23 protein-coding genes are annotated in these 21,206 nt (G+C 52.7%); 1 reads left to right on the top strand and 22 read right to left on the bottom strand.

What is annotated here, in order from left to right:
• Entirely contained in the window at window positions 1-429 is a 429-nt protein-coding gene (locus ACFSR7_RS12700) for a protein-tyrosine phosphatase family protein (protein WP_378162027.1), read from the top strand.
• 182 nt (window positions 430-611) lie between these two features.
• Here the strand turns inward: ACFSR7_RS12700 and ACFSR7_RS12695 are convergent, their stop codons facing one another.
• From ACFSR7_RS12695 to ACFSR7_RS12590, 22 genes are all read right to left on the bottom strand, one after another.
• Entirely contained in the window at window positions 612-2,639 is a 2,028-nt protein-coding gene (locus ACFSR7_RS12695) for a hypothetical protein (RefSeq protein ID WP_378162025.1), read from the bottom strand.
• Window positions 2,623-3,108 (bottom strand): hypothetical protein, encoded by a 486-nt coding sequence (locus tag ACFSR7_RS12690; protein ID WP_378162023.1) that lies wholly within the window; start codon window positions 3,106-3,108, stop codon window positions 2,623-2,625. The genes ACFSR7_RS12695 and ACFSR7_RS12690 overlap by 17 nt, the downstream gene beginning before the upstream one ends.
• A gap of 4 nt (window positions 3,109-3,112) precedes the next feature.
• A complete protein-coding gene (locus ACFSR7_RS12685; RefSeq protein ID WP_378162021.1) occupies window positions 3,113-4,066 on the bottom strand; it encodes a hypothetical protein in 954 nt (317 codons plus the stop codon).
• Window positions 4,066-4,281 carry a hypothetical protein gene (locus ACFSR7_RS12680; protein WP_378162019.1) on the bottom strand — a complete coding sequence of 72 codons (216 nt, stop codon included), beginning with the start codon at window positions 4,279-4,281 and terminating at the stop codon, window positions 4,066-4,068. Before ACFSR7_RS12680 ends, ACFSR7_RS12685 begins: the two co-directional genes overlap by 1 nt.
• 186 nt (window positions 4,282-4,467) lie before the next feature.
• The gene (locus tag ACFSR7_RS12675) at window positions 4,468-4,803 is read right to left on the bottom strand and encodes a helix-turn-helix domain-containing protein (RefSeq protein ID WP_378162017.1); all 336 of its coding nucleotides are present in this window, start codon (window positions 4,801-4,803) and stop codon (window positions 4,468-4,470) included.
• A gap of 111 nt (window positions 4,804-4,914) precedes the next feature.
• A complete protein-coding gene (locus ACFSR7_RS12670) occupies window positions 4,915-5,142 on the bottom strand; it encodes a LexA family transcriptional regulator (protein ID WP_378162015.1) in 228 nt (75 codons plus the stop codon).
• 76 nt (window positions 5,143-5,218) lie between these two features.
• On the bottom strand, window positions 5,219-6,139 hold the full coding sequence (locus ACFSR7_RS12665) for an N-acetylmuramoyl-L-alanine amidase (protein WP_378163030.1): 921 nt from the start codon (window positions 6,137-6,139) through the stop codon (window positions 5,219-5,221).
• Window positions 6,140-6,161: 22 nt separating this feature from the next.
• Window positions 6,162-6,884: a hypothetical protein gene (locus ACFSR7_RS12660; RefSeq protein WP_378162013.1), complete on the bottom strand. Its 723-nt coding sequence runs from the start codon at window positions 6,882-6,884 to the stop codon at window positions 6,162-6,164.
• Between the two features lie 299 nt (window positions 6,885-7,183).
• Window positions 7,184-7,330 (bottom strand): hypothetical protein, encoded by a 147-nt coding sequence (locus tag ACFSR7_RS12655; RefSeq protein ID WP_378114963.1) that lies wholly within the window; start codon window positions 7,328-7,330, stop codon window positions 7,184-7,186.
• The gene (locus ACFSR7_RS12650) at window positions 7,331-11,848 is read right to left on the bottom strand and encodes an LPD38 domain-containing protein (RefSeq protein ID WP_378162011.1); all 4,518 of its coding nucleotides are present in this window, start codon (window positions 11,846-11,848) and stop codon (window positions 7,331-7,333) included.
• A gap of 3 nt (window positions 11,849-11,851) precedes the next feature.
• On the bottom strand, window positions 11,852-12,292 hold the full coding sequence (locus ACFSR7_RS12645) for a glucosaminidase domain-containing protein (RefSeq protein ID WP_378162009.1): 441 nt from the start codon (window positions 12,290-12,292) through the stop codon (window positions 11,852-11,854).
• Window positions 12,253-13,824, bottom strand: coding sequence for a hypothetical protein (locus ACFSR7_RS12640; RefSeq protein WP_378162007.1), 1,572 nt, complete (start codon window positions 13,822-13,824; stop codon window positions 12,253-12,255). The genes ACFSR7_RS12645 and ACFSR7_RS12640 overlap by 40 nt, the downstream gene beginning before the upstream one ends.
• A gap of 16 nt (window positions 13,825-13,840) precedes the next feature.
• Window positions 13,841-15,226, bottom strand: a complete 1,386-nt coding sequence (locus ACFSR7_RS12635) for a GDSL-type esterase/lipase family protein (protein ID WP_378162005.1) — start codon at window positions 15,224-15,226, stop codon at window positions 13,841-13,843.
• Window positions 15,227-15,237: 11 nt separating this feature from the next.
• Entirely contained in the window at window positions 15,238-17,028 is a 1,791-nt protein-coding gene (locus ACFSR7_RS12630; protein WP_378162003.1) for a hypothetical protein, read from the bottom strand.
• A 6-nt stretch (window positions 17,029-17,034) separates the two neighbouring features.
• Entirely contained in the window at window positions 17,035-17,607 is a 573-nt protein-coding gene (locus ACFSR7_RS12625) for a phage adaptor protein (RefSeq protein ID WP_378162002.1), read from the bottom strand.
• Window positions 17,608-17,618: 11 nt separating this feature from the next.
• Window positions 17,619-17,900 (bottom strand): hypothetical protein, encoded by a 282-nt coding sequence (locus tag ACFSR7_RS12620; protein ID WP_378162000.1) that lies wholly within the window; start codon window positions 17,898-17,900, stop codon window positions 17,619-17,621.
• A 55-nt stretch (window positions 17,901-17,955) separates the two neighbouring features.
• On the bottom strand, window positions 17,956-18,126 hold the full coding sequence (locus tag ACFSR7_RS12615; RefSeq protein WP_378161998.1) for a hypothetical protein: 171 nt from the start codon (window positions 18,124-18,126) through the stop codon (window positions 17,956-17,958).
• Entirely contained in the window at window positions 18,126-18,449 is a 324-nt protein-coding gene (locus ACFSR7_RS12610) for a hypothetical protein (RefSeq protein WP_378161996.1), read from the bottom strand. The genes ACFSR7_RS12615 and ACFSR7_RS12610 overlap by 1 nt, the downstream gene beginning before the upstream one ends.
• A gap of 12 nt (window positions 18,450-18,461) precedes the next feature.
• Window positions 18,462-19,358 carry a hypothetical protein gene (locus ACFSR7_RS12605; RefSeq protein WP_378114985.1) on the bottom strand — a complete coding sequence of 299 codons (897 nt, stop codon included), beginning with the start codon at window positions 19,356-19,358 and terminating at the stop codon, window positions 18,462-18,464.
• A gap of 21 nt (window positions 19,359-19,379) precedes the next feature.
• Window positions 19,380-20,057, bottom strand: a complete 678-nt coding sequence (locus ACFSR7_RS12600) for a hypothetical protein (protein ID WP_378161994.1) — start codon at window positions 20,055-20,057, stop codon at window positions 19,380-19,382.
• A gap of 12 nt (window positions 20,058-20,069) precedes the next feature.
• Entirely contained in the window at window positions 20,070-20,864 is a 795-nt protein-coding gene (locus tag ACFSR7_RS12595; protein ID WP_378161992.1) for a hypothetical protein, read from the bottom strand.
• A 108-nt stretch (window positions 20,865-20,972) separates the two neighbouring features.
• Window positions 20,973-21,155 (bottom strand): hypothetical protein, encoded by a 183-nt coding sequence (locus ACFSR7_RS12590; RefSeq protein WP_378161990.1) that lies wholly within the window; start codon window positions 21,153-21,155, stop codon window positions 20,973-20,975.
• Between the last annotated feature and the right edge of the window lie 51 nt (window positions 21,156-21,206).

Here is a 21,206-nt window from a genome sequence, read left to right as displayed (position 1 = left end):
ATGGAGAAGTATCATGCCCTATTTGAGGACAAAATTTTTATGGGTGGCGCAGCAGACGTAGAAGCGATTGAGAAAAATGAAGGGATCGATGTCATTGTCGACCTGCGTGGGGAAGCAACGGAATGCGCCTATCCATCTTCAAACGCAAAATGGGTTCAGATCCCTTTAGGCGACAACTCAGCGGAAAGCCAGCATCTATTGTTCAAGCAGGCAATCGACGCAGTCGTTGACGCTTATAAAAACGGTCAGAAGGTTGCCTTCCATTGTGGAGGCGGAAAAGGGCGTACCGGAACAGTAGCTGCGGGGACTCTAATGGCTCTAGGGGTTGCCGACAACCTTAATGAGGCGGAGGCCCAGGCAAAGACCATACGCCCTGTAATTGATATCAAGCCGGTTCAAAAAGAAGCATTGGAAAAGATTTTTGAGTGAGTAACAGAAGGAGGTACCCCTAAGGGGAGCACCTCCTTCATTTTTATTTTAAGCCAACCTTTGATTCAAAGAACCTATTCTAAAAGTTAAAATGGGGTATTAGTGACCACTTACAGGCAGTATCATTTATTGGGCTGTTCTCTTTTGCCCTGCTTTCCCTCATCTAAGGGTCAGGAATAAATTCATAGACTTTTATCAATTCTTTGAAATGCCTTATTCGGTACCATGATTAATTTATATCTTCCATCCGGAAGCTCATTCACTACCCGACGAGTATCACTATCCTTTACGGTGATACCAATAATCACTTGATTCCGACTGAAATCCTCGATGATCTTTTCAAAAAACTTTTCCATGTCATCCACGATAATACTGTGCTGTGCTGGCTCGTCAAAAATCAATGTGCCTGGATGGTTACCCATATCTTTATTAGAAGTCTGCAAAAGAGCCAAAGTAAAAGCCCAGATTGCTCTAATATTATCACTCGCCGATGAATCGAACTTCATATCAAACCCTTCAATTGCAGGCAAATAATTTTCCTTTGAAATTTCAACTTGATTCAGATTCAAAACGCTTTTGTAACCAAAACTTTTGATGTTATCAACAAAGTACTCTTGTAGATGCGCTAATTTAGCTATATCTTTCTCCGAATATTTTTTTTCTGGCAGTCTGGCCTTCTTCTCAAGGTAGTCCTTCCACCTATCTGATAACAATTCGAACGTAATTTTATGATCCGCGTAAAAGTTCATTAACTTATTTAAATTGCTGATTTCGTTTTCGATACTTAACCTTTTATAGACGATTGCTTCTGAATAGCTGTCATTAGTATGGTACAAATCGCTTCGTATTGATTTTGCCAAGCTCCGAAGCTTAAATAAACCGCTCTCTACAAGATTTATATTATTTTGGAGTTTATCGATATTGCTTTCATGACTTAGTTTAGCAAACTTAAGCATGTCTTTTTGAGCATTTAAATGTCTGATATTTTCATCTACACTCATAATCGGCATATCAATCGGAAGTGGCAATAATGTATCTGCTATTTCTTGATGGCATGTAGGACAAACATCTTTTGATGTATAAAGATCTAGTCCAGAACCGAGATCTCTAAGCCGCGCAGCGTCCTTATTATTACTAATGTCCGTCTCAATAATCTCTAGATTATTCTGTAAACGCCTGATACTAATATGTTCGGAATCTAAACGATCTCTTAACCTAATTACATCTCTCTCATATTCCCGTATTGTTTTCTCAGTTTCGCTAAGTTCAACTTGAAGCTCTTCGAAATTATCGACTATTTTTGGTTTCAGCGCCTTTAAATCGTTATACTCTTCAGTTAACTTATTGATGTATTCATCTATAAGTTCGTTACCCTTTTGAATTATGATTTTTGAATAGTCTAAATCAGTCAAAATTTTTGGGGAAAGCGGTAGACCAGTAACTGTGCAGGATTCCCTTTCGACAAGCAAATTTATATCTCTTACAACTGAAGTCCATTCTTTTCCGATAGCATCTTCTTCAGAACGTAAGCGATCTTTTTTTCTTTCATTTTCAAGCGTATCCAAATTCAAAATAAATTCAATTATGCGCTTCTTTGACTCTTTAATTCCCAAAATCGGCATTCCAGATAAGATATCCGCCCAGCCATGTTTTTGTTCAATAAACATTCCCGAGAAGATTAATTGTAGATATAATTTCCTAATAGCATCATCAGAAGCCGGAACAAACGGTAGTTTAATATGTAGAAATTTTTCCAAGAAATTATGAAATCCTTTTTTGTTGTTTGCAGAGTAAGGCATATGCACATACATATCTTCATGAAGCGTATCTGGAAGTTGGATATTTTCTAAGTTTGAGTAGTAGACGCTAATAAGCCGGCTGTCACGATTCTCCATCTTAGCCGCTCTATAAATGGTAATAACCTCTAGTCCGTTGGTAACTTCTAAGTACGCTCCTGATTCCAGAACCGGCCAAGCTGTTTTGCCCTCTTCTATTATTGACTTGAACGCTGCTGTGAGTACTTTCTCACCACGCCCACCAATAATTTCTTCAAATCCTAAGCAGTAATAGATCATTGTAATTATCGAGCTTTTACCTCGGGTGTTATCATCGCTGGCAATTAAATTTAATCCCGATTGAAACGTATCGTCAAAGCCAAAAACGTTATCCTTGGTTTTGATTTCAACTCTTATTCTATTTATCTTCAACATTGGAGTACCTCCAAAACGTCGTAAGTTCCTTAATTTTTTCTTCAGTTAACTTATTTGCCAGCAAGAAGAGGAATTTCTTTTCAGAACTCATAAGGCTTATATCTTTCATGATTACTTTTATAAACGCCTTACCTTTTGGTGTAAGGCGAAATAAACCATTCTTTTGTTGATTGAATAGCCCCTCAGCCATTGCATATTTAACAGCACGATTTACTGCAGGGTCAAACCTTACAACTGTATAGCTATTGGATTCACTATTTGCAAACTCCAACAGTTTTTCTTTATCGCCCATCGTACTTAGCGCAGTCGATATCATCTGCAACTTCATTAATGAGCATCCCCCGCGTGCGTTAAATTCGAGAATAAGACTGAGCTGCGCTATCCTATAGCTAATTCGATAATTAAAGGGTACAGCATCAGGTTTAGCATCAAAAATTATTTCATCAGCTAGCAAGTAGCTTTTATCCACATTCTCACCTACTTCTAAATTGCATTGAACAGTCAGCTAGCCAGCTACTTATTAAGTCCAATTTCAATTCCGTGATTGAAGCTGGATTGAGGTATTTAAATTGGCGCTCAAGTGTATTTTGAAAATCATTAAGTATTTCATTGAATACTTTAAAATTCATAGAACTATCTGGATTTAATCGAGTAGTCATTTTTACTTGTTTCTTATACGATTGCTCTAACATATATATATCTTCGAACACTTCCGGATAGCCTTCCCGAAGAATTCTAAGAACTTCAAGTCCATTAATATAGGCCTCTATATGTATATCTATTAACTCATTTAAGTCCTCTTCTGTCTCATCAATGTTCCCTCTTACAGCCTTAATTTTTCTTTTAATGTTTTCAGCCTTTTCGGAGTCACATTTGGACCAATCAGGTTTTCCTACATGAAGTATAGCGAAATTAAGTTTAACATCAGTAATTGTAGTTCTAATAATACGAGTAATCTCGACCTTAAAATCTTCAGCGGTTTTAATTAAGATTGCAAAATTATCATCAATATAGTCATATTCTTGGGGATTCTTTTTTTTCAGATCTAGTACTTCTTTTCTCTTTGCCTCTGCATGTACAACTATCCTAGCATCCTTATATTCCGGAATGACAAAATGCCATTCCTTTATATTTTGTATACCTAGTTCTTTTAGGCGTTTGGCGTACTGCAAAGAAACCAATTTGTTAATATCTCTTGTCATTTTGTCTCTCAGGTGACTATACAAATCATCATCTGAATAATTTCGTTCTGGACAATAACATTGATACACTCTCCCCGTCCGGGTAAAGCCCTCGATTCCTCCATCACCACCATGAGTTGCAGGAATATCGGTAAAATGTTCATCTTGATACTTCATTCGAAAGCATGACTTACACAATTTCTCCCAATCATCACCAGTCAAGTAGCTATCTATGAAATCTAACATCAAGGCACCTCGCCTAACATTGAAATAGATATTGCACTCCCTGCATCGGGATGGCTCTGTAAGGCGCACATATCAACCATAAAGGTTGTGGAAGAAGAGCTATATTTAACTTTAACTAAATGAAAGTGCGCATAAGTTTTTAGAACTACAACTTCTTCACTACCGAAAAACATACGATCGTTAATTTGAAGGGAATTAAAATTGATGTCAATCATTAATCCTCCTCCTTTAATGCATCGGGCGACAAATAGACAAATAGTGACATTATTATTGGTCTTGATGGAAATTTCGCGCAAACATATTATTAGTTTAATTGCTTATATTACTGAATGAAACCAAAAAAATCAATAATTGCAAAAAAAGTGAAGGATGTAACCCCTCCACTTTCATTATCGTATTAGTTAGCGATCTTTATGGTACCTTGTCAGTTTAATTTTTAGAAAATCCAGCATTTCACTTTGAGCGACTTCCTGTAGCTCACGAAATCCGCTTAGAAGAACATTTTCTTGCTCATTCAGCTTATCCAAGTGCTGGGAATCAATACTCAATAATAACCAGTTCAAATCAATCGCATATTTTTGGGCTAATAATTGGAGAGTTTCACAAGAGGGTTTACTTTTGCCTGCTTCTATTTCACTTAGTGTAGCTTGGGATATTCCGATGCTTTCAGCAAATGTAACTTGATTTAAATTACATTTATTTCGAATATATTTAATTTTCGAAGATAAACTTTGCATGGATTTTCTCCCAACTAAGATAAATGCACATTTTTGTCTATGACAAAAACGTGCATGGATAGTATGTATGGTGGAGCCGAGGGGAGTCGGTAACCCAAAAGTACATAAAAATCACCGGATCAAGTACCTCCAGTTCGGGTCAATTTTCACCGTCTGGATATCCTGCTCGTCCCAGGCGATGAGGAATCGCTCTGCCAGCTTGCGCAGCGTATACCTGTGGACGCCCTCTTTCAGACCGGTCTTCTTGTACAGCTCGTAGAACGTCGGCATTCGCTTGTGGGTAATCGAAAAGTTCGCGAGGATGGTCAGGAGCTTTCTTTCCTTGTCCGGTATTGGCATCTGTTCGTCACCTCGATAATAATATACGAACAAGACACGAACAGTTCAAGTCCAGAAAATAGAAAAGGCCCACTCGTTAGAGTAGGCCCGTGGTAATCATGTGGTTGTAGACGATGAGAATCTTGCGCAGCGCTTCGGATTCGTATAGTCCGCCAGCTACCAGCGTGCTATAGATGTCCGAAATGCGTTTGGCGATCCCCGCGGCAGACGCGACGCCCTGGTAGCCGATCTGCGCGAGGACCGGTCCGAACGAAAGCAGCTTCGCCTCGGCTGCCGCGCCGTTCTTCTTGTCGCCCAGTTTGTTGCCGAGGTCGAGCGTCCGGGCAGCTGCCGCGACCGCATGCGCATAATCGGCGGCGCCGCTGATCCGATAGTCGATTCGCTCCTCGTAAGCATCAAGGGTCATGCTCTCCGCAATCGCGAGCTCAGCGTAAAGGCGCGCCCACGGGAAGTTTTTCCCCGGACAAAACGACTTGCGCTTCGGATCGATCTGGAAGTGCCCGAGGTCGTACTGCGGTCCGAACTGGATGTGATGCCCCCAGATTCGCTCGACCTCGCTCTGAATGTACTTGTGCAGCCAGCAGCTGGTCCAGAATTGAATTTCGGTCAGGTTGCCGTCGAGCCCGAAGTTTTCGACGACGACTTGGCCGTTCTCATCTAAATGGCCCTCGACATAGCCCTCGTGCTCGATCGATACGCAGTAAAGGTTCGGATTCACGCCCATCTGCTTGATAATCGGCGCGATCGCGTTCGGAATTGCATCCGCCGTCAGCCCCTGCGTCCAGGCGGCGTTCTCCAGCCGGACATATTGATGAATCGTTCCGTCGCGGCCGACGCCGAAATGAGAGGATGCCTGGGCTGCGGGCTTTTGGAACCAATTATCCATGCTGCCGATCGTTCCAGCCGAGATGTGGCAGACGATGACGCTCGGCGTGTACTTTTTTCCGTTCCGGATCCGCGTCCCGTAATTCGGCACCTTATCGCCTATCCACTTCATGTTAATCAAAACGGCCGCCCCCTCAATGCGTTTGCTTGGCTTCGGTTCCTTCGGCCTCCGCCGCCTTCGCGTCCTTGGTGCTCTCCAAGTAGTTGTAGCCGGTCACCGCGGCGGCTACCGTCAGCAGCAGATCCATAGGCAAGTTCAGCTTCAGCAGCGCATCGGCGACCACGCATGCAAATGCAACCGCCGTGAAAATCGTCTTCCGGCTGTTGATCTTGATTTTGCTCGGCAGTCCGTTAGCGTCTCGAACTACCGACACGAGTTCGTGGGCCTTAATGTATCCGACCAGAAGCACGACGGCCGCCAAGATGTTCGCCGGATCGATCTCAAATCCGAAATACTTGTTCGCTGCTGCAATCAATACGCCCCCGAAAATCGTAAGAGAGTCCGGTTTAATCCACTTTTTCATGTTCTTCATCCTCCAATTTGTGAATGACTGGCTGCCCTGGCTTGCTGCAGACCGGGCATAAAAGAACGCCACCCAGAAGCGCAGCCGCTGCCTGGCGGTCCGGCCCCGTGAAGGTGGCGTTAAATCGTTTGATGTAGCTGCAGGGCTCCATGGCTCCACCCCAAGCGCGTGCATGATGCGACGCTGATTTTCCATGATCTCGTGCTGGTTGTCGACGTACTCCTTGTCGAGCTCCTCCGCGGCGAATAGGTAAGGCATCATCCGGCGCAGCTTGTTGTTGACGGCCCGTACGCGCAGCAACGCATATAGCACCGACGCAGCCGCCGTCATCACGCTGATTACCGGCTTCGAAAAAATCGTTTCAACCAGCCGGCCGACCGCACGAAAAACATCAAGAAGATCGTCGAACGTAATGGCCGCCGCCTCCTTCCGTCAACGGGCACGGGCGGCAGCAGCAAGAGCCTCTCCATGTCCGCCCCATGCAGGCGCCGGACCGCCTTCCTGCTCTTCCGCGTAAAGTCCGATCGCACCGGCGGCTCGTAAAACCACAGGCGGATCGGGATGTCCGGCATCTCTTCGCGTTCCTTTTCCATCGCGCTCACCCTTTCATGGAAAAATAAAAGAGCCCCCGGTTAAGGGGACTCTTCGGCATAGGCCGTGTCGTCGGTCTGATATTCGTATGAGTCCTGGCCGCGCCCGCTGTGACCGCCGCCCATAAGCCATAGGTTCAGGGCGAGGAATACGATCACGGTGATGATGCTCCATGCCCGCATTGACATCTACTTCGCCTCCAAGGCTTTCGCGGCTGCTTCATTCATTTTAGCATCAAGCTCGTCCATTTTCGAGCGCTTGGTTTCGGCGTCGATGTCCTTAGAATCGCGGACCGCCTTGTACCTCTTGTTCAGCTTGTTAATGGCATTATACCCGGCCTTCATCCGCATGTATTGACGCTGCTGATCGATCGGAAGAATCTGATCGTCACGGTCAGCTGACGCTTTCTTCTTGGAGATCTTGTCCCATGCGTCGTAGAAGTCCTCGCGCACTTGGCCGCCGCCGGACGTCGTCGCAAAGAACGAACGGAAGAATGGGCTCTCGGTCAGCTGCTTGGCCGGCTCCGGCGTCTTCTTCTTACCTGATACCTTGTCGATCACCTTGTCCACCGCATCCACGCCGTACTGCCCGAGCCCGGCCGTGTAGCCCTTCAGCGTGTTGTCGATGATCCGTGGGCTCGCCGCGTTCGTCTCGCCGAGGCCAACCTTGTCAGCAAGCTGGCCGAGTTCCTTTGCGACCTCGCTCGTATAAATGCCGTACTGGTCCTTCTTCTCGTAACGTTGCTCGCCCTGCGGCACGATCGGCGCGTTACGGAAGAACGAGTGATTCGTCGTCGCCTCGAGCAAAGGCGTCAGCGCCGTGAACAGCATCGGCGGCGTCAGAGACTCGGCCGTCGCGCGCCCGTATCCTTCGAAAGCTTCCGGATCATTCGCCTCGAGCCATTGCAGCATCCGCTCGGTACTCGTGGCAAACAGCATGCCGGCTTCGAACGGCTTCGGGATGCGGACGAACTTGCCGCCGCCGACGCCCAAGACGAAGAAGCTATCCTTTTGCCACTGCGGAATGTTCTCGTACGCCATCTTGTCCTCATCCGAGAGAAGGTACCGGTTCGACAGGTAGATTAGCGAAGCAGGCAGCGCCAACGTAGTGAATGCGCGAACCAGGAAGGAAGCCGGATTATCTTTGAACGCCCGGGCCATTTTGTCCGTCCCCTGAATGCTCGCATTGAGGAACGCGATGGCCTTATTCGCCTGGCGGATATTGCTGCCCGCCCGATTGAAGTCCATCAGATCGCGCGCGCTGTATGCTGCCTCTTCGACGCTCCCGGTCTTTTTCAGCACGCGGTTAAATGCGCCAACCTTGGTCGACAACTCCGATATTTCCGCGCCTTTACGAAGAACATCCACGGTCTTCTGTACTGGCCGATAGAGCGACAACCACTTCGCCAGCTCCTTCGGGCTTGTCACGACGTTTAACGTCTTGTCCTTCAGGCTCTTTTTGAACACAGCCTCGAGCGCCTCACGATTCGTATCTCGATCCAGCGCCATCATCGTCGACATTGCGCCGCCGCTGTTAACGAATTTCTCGTAGACGTCCGACTTCTTGACCGTGTGCATGAAGCCCCTAAGGAAGTCCAGCGGCGTGAATCCATATTTCGTGCTATTAACCATGGCACCGGCCACGTCGCGGAATGCGTTCCTTATCATGAATTCAGGCGTCAACGTTGCGCCGCCGCGGAGCGCAGAGGCCATGCCGCCGAGGAACCGCAGCAGGCTGTTCGAGCTCTCGTTATCCAGCGACAGCATCGCATTGTATAGTTCCGGGTCCCGGATCTTGAACGCCTGCTTGTCTCCGTTGATCTTGACGAAGACGATGTGCTGCCCCGGGTCGGAGGCGCCTGGAACATGCTCCACCCACTTGCCGGCGCCGTCGATCTTCGCCAATTCAGCGAGCTGCAGTCCGACCTTGTTCTTCGCCGCCGCGTTCATCGTCAGGAACGTGTTCTGAACCATGGACTCGATCGGGTTGATGATCGTCCGGTCTGATCCCTCGCCGCTCATGCGCTTAACTGGCGTTGTCACGTTAGCGAATCCGGACGATGAGCCATAACCGCCGTTCTTAAACCCAGCCACCGCGTCGTCGTCGAAGTAGCGCATGAATGGTACATAGTTCGGATATTTGGTGCGCATCTCGGTGACTGCTTTTGACGGTAACAGTCCGGAGTCTACCATCAGGTCGAGCAAGGCGTTGTTGTACTTCACGATTTCCTGCTGCGCCTTCTGCACGACCGGATTATTTCCCCATCGCTGCTTTACAGCCCGGATCTGCGCATCTGAGAAAGGGATCTCCTTCTTGTGGACGTTTTTCAAATCCTCCGCATGTATGACGGCCAGGTACGTCCCAAAGTCCTTCTCACTCATGCCGATCTTCTGCAGCGGCTTCACGATCTGCTGCAAGCCGTCCGACATCTTGCGCCCAGAAGGACTGAAGATGCCGCGCGTGACGGCCATTTTCGCCTGCTCACCGACGCCGCGGCTCAGACGCGCCATTTTATAGATGGAGTCCTTGCCGACGCCGACCGCGCCGGACAGCGCCTTTTCGGCGATTTTAATCGGGTTGAGATCGTCGACGAATCGCGTATACCAGCGGTCCCAGCTGCCCTTCGGCTTTCCACCGCCCCCGTCGAAGTCCAGCAATCCCTTCGCCTGTTCGTACTCGCCCTGGTTGATCCACGTCTGAACGTCCTGCTGAACGTTCCCGAGGCCCTTGCGGACGTTCTTCGGCAGTTGGCTTTCCAAGAACTCCGAGAAGCGCGGCGAGAGCTGCCGGGCCTGATCCGGATCGGTCAGGTACGTCCGAAGGAATTCGGCGATCCCTTCCTCATGCCAGACATTTCGAGGGTACGAGCGGTAATTATGGACGCCTTGCGTGTCCATCATATCTAGCAGTTCCTGTTCAAAGCGCCGATCGAGCAGAGCATGTTTCTTCGAGAGATGATGCCCAAGCTCGTGCGCGATCGTCTCGACGTCTTCGGCGTAACCGGTTCGAATGACCTCCGGTTGTATCTTATAAATGCCGAGCACCTGCTGCCGACTCTTCCCCGTTCGACCGGAGTCAATGGTGACGCCCATGTTCTGACGTATCCTCTCGACCATCTGCGCCCGGGAAATCGTCTTCTTTGGCTTCACTGTGGAGCCCGACGGTCCTGCGCTTCGCTGCCCGGAAGGCGCCGCTACCCGAGCTTGGACGCCGCCCGGTAGACTTGGAGCCGCTGCGGATCCGCTGGCTGGCGCCGATGCTGGTGCCGCATTGCCCGTCGTGCGCGCCCGCACCCCTTCGGGTAGCTGGTTCCTGATCTGCGCGCGGCTTACGGCGAGCGTGTCCGCGACGTTCTCAAGAGCCTGCCGCTCTGCCGGATCGGTCACATTGTCGAGCATGCCGCGAATTGATGCGATCTCGCCGTCGATGTCCTCGATCTGCGACGGCTTCCAGGGCGGTACGTTGACGGCATCATCCGCGAATCCTTCGTTCACCTGCTTGATGGCAAGCGTGCGCAGGTCCTTGTCCGTCGGTTTCCGCCCGGTTGCCGCGTAAAAATCACGGTACCATTGCGGATTGTTCGATGTGCGCCCATAGCGCCCGGTCACTTCCCCGGTCGTCGGGTCCTTCACGAGGCCGCCCTGCTGCACGCCGCCTCGCTCCTTCAGCGACTGCTTAAGGTATTGGTACTGCTGGTCAACCGCCGCGGCATGCTCGTCCTGAATCGCCAGCCATCGGCGCGCGTTGGCCGCGTAGGCGTCGCCCTGCGCACTGCTGCCGGGCAGTTCCTGCACGTTTCGACCGACCGGAGACGGCGCGTCCGTCGACTCGACGCGATTGATGAACGACTTTACCTCCTTGTTAAGCGCCCGGCTGCGAAGCGCTCCAGACAGGGCCTCTGCGCCAGCACCCAACGCGCCGCCCGCGCCGGCGCCGATCGCCACGTTGACCGGATCGAACTTGCCCTCGCGGAAAGCGACGTCGCCAGCTTCCTGCGCCGCCGCATCCACCGCGCCAGCCGCTGCACCTCTGATAGCTGTTCTACCGATCTTGCTCTTAACGAACCTCTTCCCGACACCCTTTCCGATAGCGGCAATGCCTCGCTCAATGGCCGCGCCCGGCGGGAGATAACCGGCGATCTCGCCGACCGTATACCCCACGCTGTCCTTGCGCTCGTCAAAGATCGGCTTCAGGTTCTGTTCGCCGCCGGGGAGAGAATTGATCGCCAGCCGTCCGAGGCCTTGAGAAGCGCCGATCGTCGCCGTGTCGAGTGCACCGGCCTTGACATCGGAGACGGCTCGGTCAGCCGTCTGCAATCCGCCAAGCGCCCGGTCGATCCACGTGCCGCCGATGTGCTTGTCGTACCACTTTTCATACGCATTCCGGTTCAGCGCCTCTTCCTTCTGTTGTTTCTCGGCCGCCTTCTGCTTCGTGGCCTCCGTGATCTTGCTGCCGACAAATGCCTTGGCAGTGTCGAGCGAGTTGTTCACAGACAGGTTTCCCGCCGGCAGCATCGTCTGTAGTTGTTGCGGAGATAGCTTGTCGATTCCCAGCTCGAGGCGGCGACGCCCGACAAACGATGTCGGCGCAGCAACGGTAGGTGACGCCTGGGCGCCGGGAACACGCGCGGGGGTTGCGTTAGAAGCAGCAGCCGGCTTATCCAGACCGAGCTCCCGGCGACGTTTCTCGATAAAAGACTCTGCCATGACTCACCCTCCTAACATTGACAAGTACTTACTCACGCCGCTTATCCAGTTCTTATTGAGGCCCGTCGGATCGTTAGCAGCGCCTACAGGGGCGTACTTACGCTGGATCTGCTCGATCGTTGTCAGCCCTTGATCGTAGTAAAGTCGTTTCAGATTGCTTGCCATCGCGTCGATGCCGGCCGCCAAAGAATCAAACGACATGAGTCCGTTTCTGCCCATCATGCCGCCGACATTGTACTTGTTCTTCGCCGCACTGGACGTTCCGTTCCCCGTCTCGTGCATCGCAATCGCGGTGAGCAATCTAGCGTCGATTCCATACTTTTTCGCGGCAGCTTGAAATAGATCCCCGGTCCCCTTCAGTACGCCGCCAAGCGCACCGTAAGAGCCGCCAGAACCGGAGCTAGTCAGTTTCCCGCGGTATTCTTCGGGATGTCTCCAGTCCACGGGATTTGATATCGGTTGTATAGCTGCCACATTTCGTATTCCGACAGCCCGGACTGCAAGATCGCTGTTTCGACGGCAGAGGAATTCGTCAGCTTGTTGTTGCCGTACTCATCCTTGTTATAAGTCGCCATCGTGTCCAGGTTTTTGACCGTGGTATCATAGGCCGATGTTTTGCTGCCGCTGCTCGTCGTATCGGATTTAACCGGAGTGCCTGCGGCTATACCGAACGCTTCGAGCCCGGCCGGCGCCACCCCGGTCAGCTGCCAAATGTCGAACAGACGGCCGTAAGTGGAATTCGTGTCCTGGCGATTATTGTCCGTCGTGCTGTTAGACTGCGACAGCGCCAGTTGCGCATCGTCATAGCTGATTTGATGGTCTTGCATGGCCTTCTGCAATCCGTAGTTGAGGCCATATTGCCGAACATTTTCGTCAAATTGCTGTTGATACTGCTTGTCCGCAATGGCATCGCGTGCCTTCTGGTAAGCAAACTGCTCCTTTTGGAAGGACTGGCTCCATGATTGCTGCTGCGCTGCTTGATCGGAAGCGACGCCGGCGAGCGTGCGCGTCCCGTTGTACGTCCCGGTCAGCCCGGCTACTTGCAGGCCCATGTCGTCCTGATGGTACTGGTCTTGGATGAGGGCGTTCGCGCGAGCTGCCGCGACTTCCTTCGCCAACGCCTGCTCGTCGAGCTCGGCGTTGTTGTTGATCGTCGCCCGACGCTCCATAACGTCCTGCAGTGTGTTCGCCTCGGCCTGGTTGATCGTGTTCAGGTTGTTCTGGCCGGCAGCCTGCAAGGCGACGTTAGCCGTCACGTTATCACCAGAAGCGAGAAGCCCCTGTTCCGCCATGATCGTCCGAAGCCGCTGCGCACTCTGCTGGGTCGATGCGTCTGCAAGGTTCCGATTCTGGTAGGCGCTTTGCTTTGCCGTCGTCTCAACAGAGTTCAAGCCCTGCTGAGCCGTTTCACGGGCTTTTCGCAGGGCTTGAAGCTGAGCTGCAAGGCTATTGTCATACATATCGTTGATGAGGTTCGAGGATCCTTGGCCTGTTGTCCCGGTTGCCCCAGTTGCGCCCGTGCCACCGGCGGTCTTGCTATTGATGTACGACTCGAGCTGCTGCGTATTCATCCCCTGGACCAAGGCGCGCTCCTGCGGATCGAGCTGGTCGTAATAGGATTGCGCGTTCTTGGCTGCCCAAAGCTTATTCCCGGCGTCGTACTGCTTCTTGCTGAAGAGAATTTCGTTCAGGGGGTTTCCCTTGCCGCCGTAATTCGTATTGGCTGCCGGCGTTGTGGTGGTCGTCACCGATGGAGACGAGTTCGAAGCATTGGCGAGAACCGATCCGTTTGACGCAGCCCCTGTTCCGCTAGCCGCCGTCGTGCTCGACGTCGCCTTGTTTCCGCTCGAGGCCGCCGTCTGGTTCTGCTGATACGCCTTATAGAGTGCGCTCGTCTCAGCTGTCGGATTAGTGAGCGCAATACCGGCGGCTGCCTTGCGCTTGATCTCCGCCTCTATCGCAGAATTAACTGCCATAGGATCACCTCAATTATTATTTAGACTTATAGATATAAACCCGCCCGAACTTTATCGTGAATGGTGACGCGCCATGCGAGAACATCAACAGCCGGGTATTGGCCGTCCCAACTGGCGGAGTGAAGTCTTTGAAAACGGTACATGCCGGAATTTTCTTAGCGTATACATTTAGTGCATCATTAGAACCGATCGGCGTCCCACCAGAGTTATAGTGAGTCATCGTCACAACTACGGTCATATCATTATTCGTTTTGTCGGTGATGTCGAATTCCAGATCGAACTCGATGCGATAAACAGTGTTTTGGACAAAGGCTCCGATGTCACCGTAAATTCCTTGGGATTCGTTAGCGGTAGTCGTCTTTTCAACGACTTGATACTTACCCCCTGACGGATTGTCGATCGTGCTATAATTAGCTCCCGATGCCGTCAACTTTGACCAGTAATCCGCCAGCCCATCCGCGTTGCTGTCCAGTGTAAAGGCGCAGTTGTCCTTCATGGGGTATTCGCCTTTTGCGTAGTTGTAAGGGTAGTCGGCGTTATTGTAGATGGACGGGGCCGGGAATACCTTCGCAACTTCTTTAGAGGCGAGAAAGGCGCCGTACGTTGACCAATGGAGATCGTCAGCGACGTGAATGTAATCAAGAGACGTTCCGTTCTCTTTCGCCAGAGGATTGTATATATCTACGAACTTGATCATTTTCTCCTGACACATGACCATCAGACGCATGTTATACTCCCTGATTCGGGCGTTCGTGTCTGGGAAATCGTTCCGCGGCGGTACGGTCAAGAAGATCGGCTCGATTTTAGCCGCGAGGAGTTTGTCCGCGATTTGAGTGACATTGAAAATAACATTTCCAATCGCTTCGCCACCGTTTAAATCATTTGTACCGACGAGAATTATACATTGTCGCGGCATTTGATCGATCACTGTTGTTTGAATGCGAGCCAAAACCTGCGCGCTCCAACTGCCCCATACTCCATTGCTCGTTATTGGCTTTTTGAGCAAGTAGCCGAGCCACTTGGCTATAGAACCGCCTGCAACAGGATCTCCGACAGAAAGGCTATCCCCTTCAATGAAAATGTCAGATTTGATGGCAATCATTTCTGTGTTCTTTTGGACTACACCTGCGATTCCGGGATCAGCCAGAGCCGGATTAGAAATACCAAACCATGACCCGGTAAAATTGCCACCTTGATCTACCTTTTGAGCGACGCTTTCTCCCAAATCCGCGATACCTACCGATTGTTCATTTGCAACTTCAATCGTTTCATTCACTTTTAAGCGCAGTTCCTCGCCTCGGCTGTCGAATCGCTGCTTTACCTCGTCAGCGGTCAAGCTATCAGAGAGGCGATCTGCCTGGTCAGAGTGGTTGAACGAAAATCCGTCGAGTTTTTCTATCACATCGATTCCTCCTATTTGACTGGACTGCCGTAGATCGGCTCGAATGATATTCCGAGCAGTTTCAAGCTTTGGTGAGGTTTGTTGTTGACGTATTTCAGTTGCATATGCGTGATCTTTTTCAGCTTTATTTTGCTCCGCAACACCGTCGGGAAGGCCGTCACGAGATACGTGAAGTAACCGTAGTCGAACTCGGCATAACTGATCAGCGACGCACTCGCCGTTCCCTGTAGCGTGTTCGTGCCGCGCCCGTCCAGCGTGTAGATCTCGACGGTTGTCTGGATGTCAGCCTTGATGGTCGTGTAGATCCGAGGGACGTTTTTGCGTATATCGAATGCCCCCATGTCGAATTGCTTGGTCATGTAGTGCGCCTGGATCGCCGCGCCATTGTCGCTGTAGGCGTCCAGCTCGTCCGGATCGGACATACGCATGACCTCGCCGCTTGTGGTGCCAAAGTAAAGCTTGCCGCCTAGTTCGAAGAAGGTAGTGACGGGCATGCTATCGTAAAGATACCACTCACCTATCTGATCTTCAGCCGTCGGCTGCAAGTAATCCCAGACGTACACCCGGCCATTCAGCGCCAGATAATACTTCTTGTCGAAGTCAAAGCTGATCGCCCCAGCCAGTCCGGCCTCGCGCAACAACATGCGGTCAACTCGGCGCGACTGGTGCGACACGTTCCTTTCGTCGCGGACAGTGCCGCCGGAGAGCATGTGCAGACCCTGCCGTGTGAGGCTGACCGGGTTGTTCTCGATGATCTGGACAGATTCAGGCGCCAAGCATCCGATCGTGTCATTGATCGGCCTGACCGGGAACGTGATGTCCGTTCCCGTGTCGTTGTAAGTCATGCCCCACTTGGAGCGTTCCTTGTCGATGACGGCCGTGTCGTATTGGACGCTCACCGCCATAATCTTCTCAGCGTTCGACCCAACCCTCTGAAAATAGTTTTCCGGGACGTAATTGGGGCGATAGATGTCCGAGCGGTAAAGCGTGTTGGCATCCGAGCCCCAGAAGAAGACACGGGTGTCGTTGGTGCCACCAAAGATTTTGAATCCCGTGCACTTCCGGATCTTGTCGCCATCGTTGTACGTCCTGAATGCCCGGATCTTGACGTTGTTGACGCCCAGCGCCGGCGCGGCAAGCCACGTCACGACGCCCGTAGTGCGGTTAACCGTGAAGTCCGTCGTCTCCACCTTGTTGTACGTTAAGCCGCCGTCCGTCGAGGCCACAATGGCCGTCGCGTCGAGGCCGGTGAGGATCAGATGATACTCCGTCGCCGTCCCGTCGCCGCTGAAGCTCTGCTCGAAGCCAGCCCCAAGCAGATTACGCTGCTCGAATACTTGGCCGCCACCGGCAGGTGGCGCGGAGATGGTAAGCGTCGGGATGTACGGGACCACATCCTGCAGCGTCGTGCCATCGTACTGGAGGTAGTGAACGCCGTCCATGATGTAGCAGAACTCGTTCATCACGAAGAACTTCACGCGGTTGCCGGACATGCCGGACGACAGCACGGTACCGCCCGTAAAGTCATCCGCATACTTCCGCAGCGTCGTGCCGTGCGCGACCAGAATGGAGGTACCGAACTGGAATATGCCGAGGATCGGACCGGCGCCCAGGCTGGCGAGCACCTCCTTGAAACCAGTACGTTTCTGCGGCGCGCCCTCGTTGTCCAGCAGCATGTTCAGCATGTCCGGCGATTCGTTGTCCGCGAGCTGCGTCGGGTCCTCAGATACGTTGAGCCCCCGGAACCGCGTGATCCGCATGGGCGTCGGCGTCCGGCGGCTCGCGGCCGGGAAGATCGGCATGATTTATCACCATCCCATCGTATTGGCAACCGTCCGCGGTCCGCTTGTGCGCCGCTTGGACAGGCCGCCTATGCCTTCGTAATAGATATTCAGCAGCTTGTTACTGATCTCGCTGTTCTCGTCCGCGACAACCATGCCGCCGATGAAATACGGGATCCAGCGGTGCGTCTCCAGATCGATCTCGAACACGTACGCGTCCGGCGTGTCGTCGGCGATCGGCGTCGGGTGCCTGGCGTAGTAAAGCGTGAACGTGCCGTCCAAGCGCTTGTTGATCGTAAACTTGCCGCCCCCGATCGTGAAGTCGTAGAAGGCGCGCCCGTTGCGCTGGACGTACCGTATCGAACGGAAGTCCGCCGGCAGGTCGTAGCTGTTGTAGCCATCCGGCAGCCCCTTCTGCTGCACGTATTCGGTCGAGCCGTCGATGGACACCTTGTCGGATATTTCGCGCTGCGCATCATCCGCCAGCGAATTCATTCGCAACGTATAATCCCGATTGCTCGCGACCGGAATCAAGGCGCCGTTGTTGCTGTATTCGTTGATGAGTTTGATCGCCCGCGTCTTTGCTTCGCCCAGGTTCATCGCTGATCACCTCACACGTCGAGGAATAGAATAGACAGGCTGGTCCCGGTCGCGTTGGAGATCGCCGATAGCGTTCCGTCCACGCTCACGAAGATCGGCAGCGACTGCCCAGCTGCCAGCATGAAGCCCGTCGTAGAAGACGCCGCGCCCTGCATCTTGGGCCGGATGTAGGCCGGCTGCGCGCCTGCGTTGGAGATCAGGCAAACCCGGCCACCGATAACGATGTCCTGCGCCGTGTCCGCCAAGGTGACGACCTTCGTGTCTACGATCTGATATGCGCGTTGCAATTGCATAACCTGAACACCTCCGGAAATAGGAAAAGGGAGAGCTTCCGCCCTCCCTGGTCCGTTACTTATCTTTCATGAGTCCGTTCTCTTTCAGCGTCTTGACCATGAGGTTCCACAGCCGGACGGTCTCCTTGTCGGCGCCGTCTTCGGACGCCTTGATCGTCGGAATATGCTCGATCTGTTCCTTCGCCTTACCTTCCCGGCTCGTCGGTTCCCATTGCGCCTTCTCCATCAGCCACCCAGCCCCTTCAGAACGAGCACGCGCCATTTGCCGCTCGGGAGGTCTACCGTAGCGCCCGACTCGTTCTGCAGCCGAATCTTGACGGCATTGGCTGCCGATACGTAGGCATTAACGGTGATGTCCTGCAGGTCGTACGGCGCCGCAGCAATAACAAAGTCTCCGAACGCCGCGCCAGATACCGTAATCGCGCTCGACGTGACACCCGCGCCGTCAACCAGCGAGGCCGGGTCGAACGTGACCGAGCCTACTAGAGAGACGCCGAGGCCGTTCACGCCGCCCGGGAAAGTCGTGCCTTTTCCATCCAATCCAGACACAGTAATCCCTCCTTAGTTCGGGTTGTGGCCGTAGATCGGACGTGCATCGGACCAGCCCATCGTAAAGTCCATGTAGCCGACGAACTCGGTCACCAGGGGGTTGTCCGGCTTGTTGCGGATGACCGTTGGCGCCGTGATCTCTACCATCTTCATCATTTCCATCATCAGGTCCTTGTCGCCCACGGCCCATTGCTTGGCGCTGAAGCCCTTGATGACGATGTAGTTCATGTCCTTGACCGGGTTTGCGCCGTTCTCTGCGCTGTCCGGGATCAGCTTCGCGTCTTCGCCGAAGTATTCCTTTGCCTTCGGCTCGAGCTCAGGCGATACCAAAACGATGTTGTAGTCGCAGTCGAACTCGAGACCATCGAACGTCTTGAAGCGCTGGGCAGCCGTCTGCGTCTTCGTGATCGACGCGATCGAGAACGTGTCCGTGCCAGCATTGGAGAACGTCTCGGCGCCTTCCTCGTTCGCGATTGGGTGCGCCGTGGAGAATAGCGGCTGGCCATCAGCGCCCACGAAGCTGCCATTCCAGCCGTTGGCGAACAGGTTGTAAAACGCCCTGAGCTGCGTCATATGGAGCGAATCAGCCATGCGCGTACCGGCCTTCTTGGCTTCGCCGGACATGTCGACCTTGGCGTATTTCCACTGAATCGACGCCTTCGCGGTGTACTCTTCCGGCGTATAAACCTTTTTGAAGCCGCGGTGCTGGTTCAGCTCCGGAATCGTGCTGCCGTCGTACTTCGGAACGAGGCCGTAACCACCGACTCCTTGCTCCTGCAGGTCGATACGATCGATGGACTCGAAGCCGATGACCTGCTTGATGATTGCCCGTTTCTTGTCCAAACGGTCGTTGAACCACTTGGTAACGAGCGGATAGAGATCATCCTGGTATGTGTAAATATCGAGCATATTGCCCTCCCCTTCCGCCGATTAAACGGCAACCATGGTATTTCCGAACTGATGCAGCCGGAGGATGAAGTAAACCCATTCTTGTTCGGGATCGACGCGCACGATCATGATGGACTCGCCGCCGTTTGCCGCGAGGTTCAGGTTCGTGCCGTTTGCGTTGAGGTCCCACCCGAAGCTGCCAACCGGCGGAAGGACCAGTGCCTGGTCGCCAACGGTTACGCCGCCCGTGAAAACGCCTGTGAACGTGCCGGTCGTCTTCGTGAAGTCGGTGACGCCGTACCACTTGCCGACACCGTTCGTTAACGTCGCCGACTTGCGGACCTTCAGCAAGCCGCCGTTGAACTTGTCATCGGCCGGATCCGTGAAGCCTGAATCGACCCAGGTAGTCGCGTTGCCGCCCGTGGCAGTAGAAACGATGCCGGGCTTGCACTTGAAGACCGCGAGCGGCGAGCAGTAGACTCTGATCCAGTTTCCGTTCGAGCGCGGATTCAAAATAGATGCTGTGCCCGAGTGATCTTCGTCGGCTAGGCCGAGGTATGGATCATCCTGGTCCGTATCTCCAACTGGAACCACGAAGCCCTCTACGAGCTTGACGATCTCACCCTTTTCGATGACCGTGCCGGGCGCGATCGGAAACTCCTCTTTGATCGGCGCGCTGGTCACGGCAAGGCTATATGCGTATTCGATTTTTCCGGGCATGCTTGTGCCTCCCTATTTTTTGATTTGTCCCAGCAGCTCGGCGTATTCCTTTACCGACATGCCGTTTTGCTTAGCGAGCTTCACCTGATGGTCGTTGAGGCCGTAGGTGCCGCCCGTATGGTCGCCGCCGCCGCCCTTGCCGCTTGCCGTGCTGCGGTCGTTGTTGCTCTTGATCTTGGCGATAGCGGCCGCCTCAGCACCGCCCACGAGGTCAAGGAAGTCCTCGTATACCTCGAGCAGAGACAGCGACGGGTTGGCGCGGCTCAGGAACTTCACAAACCGGTCGTTCTGGCCGAGCTGGTCGATGTCCACGTCGGCATGCTTTTCCTTGAAGGCGGTAACCTGCTTGTTCCAGGCCTCCTCGCGTGCCTTCTCAGCGCTGGCGGCCTGCTCACGCTCTTCCTTTTCTTTCTTGATGCCGTTCAGATCGGCCTTGAGCGCCTTAATCTCAGCGAGAAGTTCGGGCGATGCGCCTTTCTCATCCGCCTCGTCCTCGAGATCCTTCAGCTCTTGCGCCTTGCGCTTTTCTTCGGCCTGCTGCTTTAGCACGGCCTTGATCTCCGCAGGAGTCCCGGAGTAACCGAACGCCTTCAGATGCTCGACGGTCTCGCGCAGATCGTCGTAATCCTCGGGCGGCTTGGAACGCGCCAGGCGCTCGCCAACGATTCGGTTTACATCCTCCTGAGTGAACTTCTTCTCCGACTGATCCTGGCCGCCGTCGCCGTTTTCGTCTTGCCCCTCGCCTTCCCCGTCTCCGAATAGCTGCAGATTCAGTTTCAGCAAGGACTTGCGTTGTTCTTTTTCCATCGTTAAACCCTCCGTAAGCCCGTCGGCTAAAGATTCCTCGTCTGTTCCGAGTTGTCACCGCCGAATGCGGTATATGAAAAGGCCCGCCGCTGCTCTGCGATGGGCCTGTTATTTAACCAACTCAACCGTCTTGTTGACACTGGCGCTGTCTCCATCGTGTTTAACGATCGCAGCCTCGATCTGCGCGTCGGTCGGATAGGCTTCAAACACTTCCCTCCCGACAGCGAGCGGAGGCTGGAATAGCCCGTCGCTGCTCTGGGTGACGAGAACCGTGAATACGTTCTTCAACATGCCTTGCACCTCCTCAAATTGTCACGTTTGGCCCAACCAAAAAATCCCCAT

Source organism: Cohnella sp. GCM10020058, from assembly GCF_042683485.1.
Classification (GTDB): Bacteria; Bacillota; Bacilli; order Paenibacillales; family Paenibacillaceae; genus Cohnella.
Note: the sequence above shows the minus strand (reverse complement) of the source record. Positions and strands in the feature narration are given on the sequence as shown.

Excerpts from the sequence above, each read along its gene's own strand:
- ACFSR7_RS12700 (WP_378162027.1), top strand. The coding sequence starts at position 1 with ATGGAGAAGTATCATGCCCTATTTGAGGACAAAATTTTTATGGGTGGC.
- ACFSR7_RS12695 (WP_378162025.1), bottom strand. The coding sequence starts at position 2,639 with ATGTTGAAGATAAATAGAATAAGAGTTGAAATCAAAACCAAGGATAAC.
- ACFSR7_RS12685 (WP_378162021.1), bottom strand. The coding sequence starts at position 4,066 with ATGTTAGATTTCATAGATAGCTACTTGACTGGTGATGATTGGGAGAAA.
- ACFSR7_RS12680 (WP_378162019.1), bottom strand. The coding sequence starts at position 4,281 with ATGATTGACATCAATTTTAATTCCCTTCAAATTAACGATCGTATGTTT.
- ACFSR7_RS12675 (WP_378162017.1), bottom strand. The coding sequence starts at position 4,803 with ATGCAAAGTTTATCTTCGAAAATTAAATATATTCGAAATAAATGTAAT.
- ACFSR7_RS12670 (WP_378162015.1), bottom strand. The coding sequence starts at position 5,142 with ATGCCAATACCGGACAAGGAAAGAAAGCTCCTGACCATCCTCGCGAAC.
- ACFSR7_RS12665 (WP_378163030.1), bottom strand. The coding sequence starts at position 6,139 with ATGAAGTGGATAGGCGATAAGGTGCCGAATTACGGGACGCGGATCCGG.
- ACFSR7_RS12655 (WP_378114963.1), bottom strand. The coding sequence starts at position 7,330 with ATGTCAATGCGGGCATGGAGCATCATCACCGTGATCGTATTCCTCGCC.
- ACFSR7_RS12650 (WP_378162011.1), bottom strand. The coding sequence starts at position 11,848 with ATGGCAGAGTCTTTTATCGAGAAACGTCGCCGGGAGCTCGGTCTGGAT.
- ACFSR7_RS12640 (WP_378162007.1), bottom strand. The coding sequence starts at position 13,824 with ATGGCAGTTAATTCTGCGATAGAGGCGGAGATCAAGCGCAAGGCAGCC.
- ACFSR7_RS12630 (WP_378162003.1), bottom strand. The coding sequence starts at position 17,028 with ATGCCGATCTTCCCGGCCGCGAGCCGCCGGACGCCGACGCCCATGCGG.
- ACFSR7_RS12625 (WP_378162002.1), bottom strand. The coding sequence starts at position 17,607 with ATGAACCTGGGCGAAGCAAAGACGCGGGCGATCAAACTCATCAACGAA.
- ACFSR7_RS12620 (WP_378162000.1), bottom strand. The coding sequence starts at position 17,900 with ATGCAATTGCAACGCGCATATCAGATCGTAGACACGAAGGTCGTCACC.
- ACFSR7_RS12615 (WP_378161998.1), bottom strand. The coding sequence starts at position 18,126 with ATGGAGAAGGCGCAATGGGAACCGACGAGCCGGGAAGGTAAGGCGAAG.
- ACFSR7_RS12605 (WP_378114985.1), bottom strand. The coding sequence starts at position 19,358 with ATGCTCGATATTTACACATACCAGGATGATCTCTATCCGCTCGTTACC.
- ACFSR7_RS12600 (WP_378161994.1), bottom strand. The coding sequence starts at position 20,057 with ATGCCCGGAAAAATCGAATACGCATATAGCCTTGCCGTGACCAGCGCG.
- ACFSR7_RS12595 (WP_378161992.1), bottom strand. The coding sequence starts at position 20,864 with ATGGAAAAAGAACAACGCAAGTCCTTGCTGAAACTGAATCTGCAGCTA.
- ACFSR7_RS12590 (WP_378161990.1), bottom strand. The coding sequence starts at position 21,155 with ATGTTGAAGAACGTATTCACGGTTCTCGTCACCCAGAGCAGCGACGGG.